A 10,483-nucleotide genomic window follows, 5' to 3' on the forward strand; every position below is an offset into this window, starting at 1 on the left:
CAGGTGGCAAAGCATGAAAGAAGATATAATAGTACGGCAAAAACAAGTTTAAAATTTAAAAGTCCAGATGAAGTTGTAGAAGAGTATTTCAAAAATACATCCTGCTATTATGAAAATTAAAATGAACCAAGTCAAGGTTCGCAAAGCTTTACTCCTTGACTTATCCATTTATAATTTTCGATAAAATAGCAGGCATTTTGAAAAACTCTCTTGTAAGTGTAACATATGTGTTGACAACTAAGATTTATTTTCCATTTTTTGTACATTTTAATATTGACATTTTCTCTAGAAAAGAATATACTTAATTTATGTTCATATAATGAACAAATTTGTTGAAGGGTTGATAAAATGAGTAGATTATATGATATTTTATTGTTGATAAATAATAATGAAAAGGTGACACAGAGGATGCTGGCTGATGAGTCTGGTATATCGCTTGGTGCAGTAAACTCTATTGTAAAGAACCTTGAAGAAGAAAACTATATAGTAAAAGCACCTAATTCAAAGTCAGGCTATAGCCTAACTAAGCAGGGCATGGAAGTGCTTGAGAACTTCATAGTTGAAAATCAAAACAGAAGGATTAACTTGGAGTCAAAAAAAGACCAAGAAGGCTTGTCTCAGGCAGTAATATTAGCTGATAGGGCAATTGGTGACTTCGGTAAACCTACAGGCTTCCTAAAGATAGGCGAGGAAACTGTGGTAAGGAGGATACTTAAGCTCCTAGAGAACCTAGACCTTGAGGAGATAATAGTGGTAGCTGGCTACAAGTCTGACTACTATAGGGAATTAGCCCTTTCTAATCCAAAGATAAGACTAGTGGAAAATGACAAGCACAAGTACAGGGGGAGTATGTATTCCTTGTCCTTATGTAAGGATTATATTAGGGGTAACTTCATCCTAATGTCAGATAACTTGATATTTGAGGAAAGGGCTATAAAGAGTCTTTTGGCGAGTCCAGACCAAACCACTATGCTGATCACGTCTGAGTCGGGTTCTGGAAATGAAACCTTAGTTGAGTTAAGAGATGGTTGGGTTTACAAGTTATCTAAGGATATCCACCAATTTAATAGGGTGGACGGGGAATTGGTTGGCTTAGCTAAAATATCAAGTTCCTTCTACGATAAGATGTTAGACCAATACAAAAGAAATAAGAATCCATACATGGATTATGAGCATACTATAATTGATGTAGGTAGGGAATACAAGGTTGGCTACATTAAGCTAGATGACCTTATGTGGTATGAGATCAATAATAAGGAAAATTTCGCTAAGGCCAAGGGGCAGGTATATTCTGGTATTCTTAGAAGGGATGACAAGATGAAGCTTGCAGATATTAAGGATGAGCTAATTCAAGCCCTTGGTGTTAATGAGGATAAAATAGGTAAGATTGAACCTGCTGGGGGCATGACCAATAAAAACTATAAGGTTGATATAGATGGTCAGGCCTACATACTTAGGGTAGCTGGTGCTGGTACCAAGAGTATGATTAGTAGGATAAATGAAAAGTCAAACTCTATTATAGCGGGCATACTTGGCTTGAATACAGAAATCCTATACTTTAATGAGGAAACAGGTACCAAGGTAAGTAAGCTCATTGAAAGTGCAGAAACCCTAAACCCTACAACAGCCAAGAAGGAAGAAAATATGGAAATAGTAGCCCATCTACTAAAGAAGCTACATTTCTCGTGTGTAGATTTTGATAATGAATTCAATGTATTTAGGGAGATAGAGAAGTACGAGGGGCTAGTTGAGGAGGTCAAGGGTTCCTACTACGATGATGAGTACCCGATTATAAGGAAGAAGGTTATGGCCCTAGAAGCAGTATTAGATGAAATGGGTAAGGACCTATATACCTGCCATAACGATACAGTTCCTGAGAACTTTATCAAGGGGTCAGACAAAAACTATCTTATTGACTGGGAGTATTCTGGTATGAATGACCCAATGTGGGATATAGCTGGACATATTATAGAATGTGACTTCAATAGGGACGAGGAAGACCTATTTAAGAACAAGTATTTCAGTATAGACTATGATTTGAAGAAGGGGTCAGACAAGCCTAGCCCAGTCCAAGAGGAGAAAATTCTCCTATTTAAGATATGTCAAGACTTTTTGTGGTCAATATGGACAGTCTACAAGGAGGCCAAGGGAGTTTCCTTTGGTGACTACGGTCCAATGAGGTATGAAAGGGCCAAACAGAATATAGAAAAATTCTATGAGATATATATGCAGTCTTAAGTATTAACTATATGTAGTTTTTGCTAGAAGAGATAGAGATGAGTATTTTATGTGTTCGGAGGATATAATGATTAAGAATTATAGGAATAACTTGAAATTTGGGGTATCGTCGGCCCTCCTATCAGGTATTTTTTGGGGAATGGATACTGTATTAACAGGTGTGATTTTGGCTAAGTCACCCTTTGTATCCACAGCCCAGGCCATAGCCATAGCACCAATTGTAGGAGCCTTTCTCCATGACTTTTCATCCGCTTTTTGGATGACCCTTCTTTCTATTATTAGGAAGGACTTTATACATACACTAAAGCTTTTATGGTCAAAGAGTGGTAGGTTTGTGGTTTTAGCCGCCCTATTTGGAGGACCTATAGGTATGATGGCCTATATGTTTGCTATTACAAATATTGGAGCCAGCTATACAGCGTCCATTTCTGCCATGTATCCTGCTGCAGGTGCATTTTTCAGCTATCTATTTCTAAAGATTAAGCTATCCAAAAAGGGTTGGTTGGGCCTATTTTTGAGTATCCTATCAATTATTATTTTGGGATATACACCAGGTCAAGTAGAAGTGAAGAATTTTGCCCTAGGCTTCGGTGCTGCCCTAGTAACAGTACTTGCATGGTCACTAGAGAGCGTAATTTGTGCCTATGGTATGAAGGATGATATAACACCTGTAGAGGCTTTATGGATTAGACAGATGACTTCTGCTTTTATATATGTTATCATTGTGGTATTATTTATAAAGGGAGCTCCGCTTTCTGCGGAGATAATCTCATCCAAGCTAATGATATTTATAGCTATAACAGCCTTTATTGGGACTGCATCCTATCTATGCTATTATAGTGCCATAGATTCTATAGGACCAGTTAAGGCAACGGGCCTTAATATTACATATTCTATATGGGCCATGATAATATCCATTATAGCCTTGGGAACAGAATTTAATCTAAGGCTGGTATTTTGTTCAGTATTGATCATTATTGGATCAGTATTGGTATCCAAGGACCAGGCTGAAGCATAACAATAGGAGTTAAGAGTATGAGAGCAATTATTTTAGCTGCTGGCATGGGGACTAGACTTAGGCCCATAACGGACAAGAAGCCAAAGTCACTGGTTGAAGTTGCCGGTGAAGCTATGACTGAGAGACAAGTTAGATTTTTGAAAGATAAGGGTATAAACGATATAATAGTAGTAGTGGGCTACCAGAAAGATGCCTTCGACTATTTAGTTGACAAGTATGGGGTGGAGCTGGTATTCAATGAAAAGTTTGATACCTACAACAATATTTATTCTATGTATAAGGTAAGAGACCTTCTTCCAGGATCATATGTCCTAGAAGGGGATATATATATGAACAATAATATAATAGATACTAGTGTGACCAGGTCTACTTATTTTTCTTGTTACAAGGAGGGCTTCATAAATGAATGGAAGCTCGTAGTAGATGATAAGGGTAGGGTTAAGGCCATTGACATCTGTGACGGTGATGGCTATATCATGTGTGGTGTGTCCTATTGGGACCACAAGGACGGTCAATATATCAAGGAAAGACTAGATAATATTGAGGAAATAGAGGACTACCAGAATAAGTACTGGGATGATGTAGTCAGAGATAATATGGATAAGCTAAATGTCACAATCAAAAAGCTAGAAAAAAATGACCTGATGGAAATAGACAATGTTGAAGATCTTAAGAAGGTTGAAGACTACCTAGACAGTCAGTCTGATAACAAATAAACTAAATAAATACCTGATAGGCCTATAATGATAAGAAAGATTGAAGGTCTATCAGGTATTGTATATTAATAAAAGGAGGAATTTCTATGTACAATTTCAATATGCACTTAAATACAAGTATCCACTTTGGTAAGGGTCAGGTTGAAAAGCTAGGCAAGGATATCATAAAGTATACGGATAAGGTACTGCTAGTATACGGTGGTGGTAGTATCAAGAGAAATGGTATTTATGATGCCGTAGTGGCCAACCTAAAGGCTAATAATATAGATTTTGTTGAACTAGACGGTGTAGACCCAAATCCAAGGATTGAATCAGTTAGAGAGGGGATTAAACTCTGTAGGGAAAACCAGCTTGGTGGCGTCCTAGCAGTTGGTGGAGGTAGTTCAATTGACTGCTCCAAAGTCATAGCTGCCGGCGTAAAATACGATGGTGACCCTTGGGATCTTGTTCTAGACAGGACAAAAATTAAGGATGCAATCCCAGTTTTTACTGTCTTGACATTATCAGCTACCGGTTCAGAGATGAATGCTGGAGCGGTTATATCAAACATGACAACTAACCAGAAGCTAGGGACAGGTATGCCAGGTATTACCCTACCAAAGTCTTCTATACTTGATCCAGAGTATACATTTACAGTTCCAGCCAAGCACACAGCTGCTGGTACTGCTGATATCATAAGTCATACATTTGAAAATTACTTTACAAATGTAAAGGGAGGCTATCTTCAGGCTAGGTTTGCAGAGGCAATTCTAAAGACTTGCTTCCACTATGGACCTATTGCCTGTAAGGAACCAGACAACTATGAGGCCAGGGCCAACCTGATGTGGGCTTCTTCATGGGCTATAAATGGTTTGATTTCAGGTGGTTCAGCTAACAACTGGTCAGTCCATCCTATGGAGCATGAGTTAAGTGCCTACTATGATGTAACTCACGGTGTGGGACTTGCTATATTGACTCCTCACTGGATGAGGTATGTCCTAAATGATGAGACACTAGATAATTTTGTTGATTATGGTGTTAATGTGTGGGGTCTTGACCCAAGTTTAGATAAGTATGAGATAGCAAATAAGGCAATAGACCTTACTCAGGACTTCTTCTGCAAGGACCTAAATATACCTGCCAGCCTAACTGATATAGGTATAGACGATGAAAACTTTGAAGTAATGGCTAAACATGCTGCCAATGTCAAGGGTGGAAGCATACAGGGCTTTGTAAATTTAAAGCCGGAGGACATAGTTAAAATATACCAGGCCGCCTTATAGAAAATGAATGAGTAAAATGGCTAAATAGCTTGACAGGTCTAGGTATAGATGTTAAAATAATAGAGGTTATTTTAAAGACTAAATTAAATAAACACAGCAACGGGATTCTTAAAAGGTGCCTATAGGGTTTTTTAGGAAGTAGAACGTGCTGGAGGTAAAAACCAAGGAGGAAAAATTAAATGTCAGTAATTTCAATGAAGCAATTGCTAGAAGCTGGTGTACACTTCGGTCACCAGACTAGAAGATGGAACCCAAAGATGGCCAAGTTTATATTCACAGAAAGAAATGGAATATATATCATTGACCTACAGAAAACAGTAAAGAAGATTGATGAAGCATACAAGTTCATGCAGGAAGTAGCAGAAACTGGTAAGCCAATCCTTTTCGTTGGTACTAAGAAGCAGGCTCAGGAAGCTATAAAGGAAGAAGCTCAGAGATGTGGTATGTACTTCGTAAATGAAAGATGGCTAGGTGGTATGCTAACTAACCACAAGACAATCAAGACTAGAATCCAGAAGTTAAGAGAATTGGAAGCAATGGAAGAAGATGGTACATTTGATGTACTACCAAAGAAGGAAGTAATTAAGCTAAGAGCAGAAAAGGAAAAGCTAGAAAAGTTCTTAGGTGGTGTTAAGGATATGCCTGAACTACCAGCTGCACTATTTGTAGTAGACCCAAGAAAAGAAAATATAGCTATCCAGGAAGCTCATAGACTAGGTATTCCTGTAATAGGAACAGTTGATACTAACTGTGACCCAGATGAAATCGACTACCCAATCCCAGCAAATGATGATGCTATCAGAGCTGTAAAGTTAATAACTGGAGCAATGGCTAGTGCCATAATCGAAGCTAGACAAGGTCTTGATGACGTAGCTGAAGAATCTGAAGCTGTAGAAGTTGAAGAAACTGAAGAAACTACTGAAACTACAGAAGAAATGTAATCAACTTACATTCAATATGTAAAGCTTATGGTAAGGGCAATGCCCTTACCATTTTGTGAATACAATAGGAAAATTATTATATTATTAGGAGGATTTTACAATGGCTGTAACTGCACAGATGGTAAAAGAATTAAGAGAAGCGACAGGCGCAGGTATGATGGACTGCAAGAAGGCTCTTACTGAAGCTGACGGAAATATGGAAAGAGCAGTTGATATATTAAGAGAAAAGGGTCTTTCTAAGGCTGCTAAGAAGGCTGATAGAGTAGCTGCTGAAGGTCTAGTAACTATAAAGACTAATGCTGACAACACTGTTGCTGCAATAGTAGAAGTAAATTCAGAAACTGACTTTGTTGCAAAGAACCAGGATTTCAAGGACTTTGTAGCAGATGTTGCCGAAATGGTACTAGAAGGAGACGTTGCAGATGTTGAGGCACTTCTTGCTTCAAACCACAAGGAAGGTAAGGCTCTTAAGGATGTATTAAATGATAGGGTTGCTACAATCGGTGAAAAGCTAGATGTAAGAAGATTTGAAAGAATTGCAACTAATGGTAAGGTAGCTGGATATATCCACGGAGGTGGAAAGATTGGTGTTGTAGTTGAACTTGCTACAGACTCAAATGATGAAAGAGTATTAACTCTAGGTAAGGATATTGCTATGCAGGTAGCTGCTATGAACCCTAAGTACATCTCAAGAGATGATGTAGATCCAGAATACATAGCTCACGAAACAGAAGTCTTAACTCAGCAGGCCCTTAATGAAGGAAAGCCAGCTAATATAGTTGAAAAGATGGTTGTTGGTAGATTAAACAAGGAATTAAAGGAAGTATGCTTGGTAGACCAGGTGTTCGTAAAGGATTCTGAGTTAACTATATCTAAGCTTATAGCTAAGGTTGCTAAGGAAGTAGCTAGTGATATTAGCGTTGCTAATATGGTTAGATACGAAGTTGGTGAAGGTATTGAAAAGAGAGAAGAAAACTTTGCTGAAGAAGTAGCTAAGCAGATGAAGTAATTGTAATTAAAGAGGACACTTCTTGTGTTCTCTTTTTTTTAAGATATTGTTAGGAGGAGTAAAAATGAGTGAACAGCCAATGTATAAGAGAGTATTACTAAAGATAAGTGGGGAAGCCCTTTCTGGAGGGACTGGATTTGGTATAAACAACGATGTTGTAGGTGAAATCTCTTTAGGTATCAAGAAGCTTAATGATGTAGGCGTAGAGGTAGCCGTTGTCGTAGGTGGAGGAAACTTCTGGAGAGGCAGAACTAGCCAGGGTATGGACAGGACGACTGCTGACTATATAGGTATGTTGGCAACAGTTATGAATGCCATGGCCCTACAGGATTCACTGGAAAATATTGGCGTGCCAACAAGAGTTCAGACAGGTATAGAAATGAACAAGGTAGCAGAACCATACATCAGAAGAAGAGCTGTCAGACACCTTGAAAAGGGTAGGGTAGTTATATTTGGGGCAGGAACAGGTAACCCATACTTCTCAACAGATACTGCTGCAGCCTTGAGAGCTGCTGAAATGGAGGCAGATGTAATCCTTCTTGCTAAGAACGTAGATGCTGTATATGACAAGGATCCAAAGGAGCACGCTGATGCTAAGAAGTTCACTAAGCTTTCATATATGGAAGTTATTAATAGGGAGCTGAAGGTAATGGATTCAACTGCAACTTCTTTATGCATGGACAACAAGATAACTATTAAGGTATTCGAATTAAATACTGAAAATATAATTAAGGTTGTTTATGGAGAAGATGTAGGTACTACAGTAGAATAGTAAGTGAAATCGTAGTATAATATATATAAGTAGAATTTTAAAATTTGGGCGCATATATACGCGTATTAGGAGGTAAAATATGAGACTTGATGTGCATGTTCAATTAGAAGAACAAATGGAAAAGACGATAGAGGCCTTAAAGTTTGAATTTGGCACTATCAGGGCTGGTAGAGCTAATGCTTCAATGTTGGATAAGGTAAGGGTTGACTACTATGGAACACCTACACCAGTAAACCAGATGGCTGCTATTGCTGTATCAGAGGGTAGAATACTTACAATAACTCCATGGGATAAGTCTAGTATTCATACTATAGAAAAGGCAATATCAGAGTCTGATATTGGTATAGCACCAGCTAATGATGGTTCTGTAATTAGACTAGTAGTGCCACCACTAACAGAAGAAAGAAGAAAAGAACTAGCCAAGAAGGCATCGAAGGCTTCTGAAACTTTCAAGGTAAGAATCAGAAATGAAAGAAGAGATGCTAATGACAAGATTAAGAAGATGGAAAAGGCAGGAGAACTAGCTGAAGACGACGCAAAGAAGGCAGTAGATGAGGTTCAGAAGATCACTGACAAGTACATCAAGACAATTGAGCAGATAACTGCTGATAAAGAAAAAGATATAATGGAAGTGTAAAATGGAAAATTTATTCTATGATATAAACTTGGACAAGGTACCTGCCCATATAGCCATCATTATGGATGGTAATGGTAGATGGGCCAAGTCAAGGTTTATGCCTAGAACCTATGGACACAAGGTTGGTGTAGAAACTATAAGGAAGGTAGTAAAGGAATGCTCTAGACTTGGAGTGAAGTACCTGACACTCTATGCCTTTTCCACTGAAAACTGGAAGCGTCCAAAGGAAGAGGTATCAGCCTTGATGGGTCTCTTGGTCAAGTATCTGAGAAATGAATTAGAAGAACTGCATAAAAATAATGTCAAGATACTTACTATAGGTGATATTAGCAAGCTACCTGAGGCCTGTATAGAAGAGCTAGCCCTTGCCAAGGAAAAGACTAAGGATAATACCGGTCTTGTAATGTCGCTTGCCCTAAATTACGGTGGTAGAAATGACTTGGTAAATGCAGTTAAGAATATCAGTCAGGACCTAGTAGATGGGAAAATTTCATTAGATGACATTGACGATAATCTTATATCAAGTCACTTGTCGACTAATGAATCTCCAGATCCAGACCTAGTTGTAAGGACGAGTGGAGAGCAGAGACTAAGCAACTTCCTCTTGTGGGAGCTAGCCTATTCAGAGTTTTATTTTACTGATATCCACTGGCCTGATTTTGATGAAAAGGAGCTACAAAAGGCTATTTTTGCTTATCAGAGCAGGGATAGGCGTTTTGGTGCTATAAAGTAGGGGTGAACTCATGAAGAAGAGATTGGTTTCCGCAATGATTATGCTACCACTCCTAATACTTGTGGTGTTAGGTGGGCTTCCACTATATCTTGGTGGTCTAGTCCTTATGGGGGTAGCCTTACATGAATTTTATAATGCATTTGATATAATCCAAAAGCGTCCAATATATGAGATTGGATATGCATTTGTGGCATGTATGTTCTTAGCTAATCTATTTGTATTTGATACAGGCGCATATGCCTTTATATTGTTCATACTATTCTTGGTGGCGATTATATATGTGTTAAGACAAAAGAGGGATGTCATCGACCTGTCATTGACCTTCTCTGGAATCCTGTACATATGCTTTTGTTTTAACTACATAATTTTGATATCTGAAAGACTTGATAGGGGCCATATATATGTTTGGTTGGTATTTATAATTGCCTTTCTAACAGATACCTTCGCCTACTTTGTTGGAAGAAGGTTTGGTAGGCACAAGCTAATGCCTAAGACCAGCCCGAAAAAGACAATAGAGGGAAGCATTGGTGGTATTGCTGGCTCAACTATTGCATGTATAGTATTCGGCCTAATATTCAAGATTCCAATAGGCATAATGGTAATTATAGCAATATTTGGTAGTATTATTGCCCAGATGGGAGACCTTATTGCATCAGCAATTAAGAGGTATGTAGGAATCAAGGATTATGGAAAGTTAATTCCAGGACACGGTGGTGTTTTGGACAGGTTTGATAGTGTGTTATTGGTAGCACCATATGTTTATTTTGTATTGGTCTACCTTTTAAAGTAAATTTGTGATATAATTGAATATATAAATTCAGAGTGATCAAATAGCTATTGAATGACCCTCTGCCTTGTATGAGGTAGGGGGTCTTTTTTATAAGGACAGCCCTAGTTGGACAAGCCAATATATGAGGGGGGGTCCCGGCTTGGATGGTAAGGACCACTACAAGCATCGTATTTTGTTTGGAGGACAATATGAAAAGAAAAACAAAGCTTGGGAAAAAATCATACCTAACACTACTAGCAATATGCCTAGGAATGTCAATATCACTTACAGGCTGTGGGGACAATAAATCTTCTACTGACACAAAGGGGACTAAAACAAGCACTAGCCAGGTCAAGAGCCTAGTTAATAAGGATGGAGATAATATAGA

General features: G+C 38.3%; 10 protein-coding genes. All 10 read left to right on the plus strand.

The window, feature by feature from the left end; translation table 11 throughout:
- Positions 1–348 precede the first annotated feature (348 nt).
- Entirely contained in the window at positions 349–2,238 is a 1,890-nt protein-coding gene (locus ACW6OJ_RS05945) for a winged helix-turn-helix transcriptional regulator (protein WP_456096022.1), read from the plus strand.
- 67 nt (positions 2,239–2,305) lie between these two features.
- Complete coding sequence (locus ACW6OJ_RS05950; RefSeq protein ID WP_456096023.1) at positions 2,306–3,256, plus strand: DMT family transporter; 951 nt, start codon at positions 2,306–2,308, stop codon at positions 3,254–3,256.
- 17 nt (positions 3,257–3,273) lie between these two features.
- Positions 3,274–3,972 (plus strand): sugar phosphate nucleotidyltransferase, encoded by a 699-nt coding sequence (locus ACW6OJ_RS05955; protein ID WP_456096024.1) that lies wholly within the window; start codon positions 3,274–3,276, stop codon positions 3,970–3,972.
- 86 nt (positions 3,973–4,058) lie between these two features.
- Positions 4,059–5,234, plus strand: coding sequence for an iron-containing alcohol dehydrogenase (locus ACW6OJ_RS05960; RefSeq protein WP_293428946.1), 1,176 nt, complete (start codon positions 4,059–4,061; stop codon positions 5,232–5,234).
- Between the two features lie 179 nt (positions 5,235–5,413).
- Complete coding sequence (rpsB, locus tag ACW6OJ_RS05965) at positions 5,414–6,175, plus strand: 30S ribosomal protein S2 (protein WP_007788290.1); 762 nt, start codon at positions 5,414–5,416, stop codon at positions 6,173–6,175.
- Positions 6,176–6,275: 100 nt separating this feature from the next.
- On the plus strand, positions 6,276–7,184 hold the full coding sequence (gene tsf / locus ACW6OJ_RS05970) for a translation elongation factor Ts (protein WP_314516267.1): 909 nt from the start codon (positions 6,276–6,278) through the stop codon (positions 7,182–7,184).
- A gap of 64 nt (positions 7,185–7,248) precedes the next feature.
- Positions 7,249–7,956: a UMP kinase gene (gene pyrH, locus ACW6OJ_RS05975; RefSeq protein ID WP_455105324.1), complete on the plus strand. Its 708-nt coding sequence runs from the start codon at positions 7,249–7,251 to the stop codon at positions 7,954–7,956.
- A gap of 79 nt (positions 7,957–8,035) precedes the next feature.
- The gene (gene frr, locus ACW6OJ_RS05980; RefSeq protein ID WP_293432582.1) at positions 8,036–8,593 is read left to right on the plus strand and encodes a ribosome recycling factor; all 558 of its coding nucleotides are present in this window, start codon (positions 8,036–8,038) and stop codon (positions 8,591–8,593) included.
- Between the two features lies 1 nt (position 8,594).
- A complete protein-coding gene (locus ACW6OJ_RS05985; protein WP_455105325.1) occupies positions 8,595–9,326 on the plus strand; it encodes an isoprenyl transferase in 732 nt (243 codons plus the stop codon).
- 10 nt (positions 9,327–9,336) lie between these two features.
- Positions 9,337–10,116 carry a phosphatidate cytidylyltransferase gene (locus ACW6OJ_RS05990; RefSeq protein ID WP_455105326.1) on the plus strand — a complete coding sequence of 260 codons (780 nt, stop codon included), beginning with the start codon at positions 9,337–9,339 and terminating at the stop codon, positions 10,114–10,116.
- The last annotated feature ends 367 nt before the right edge of the window (positions 10,117–10,483 follow it).

This window comes from Peptostreptococcus sp. (assembly GCF_977045075.1).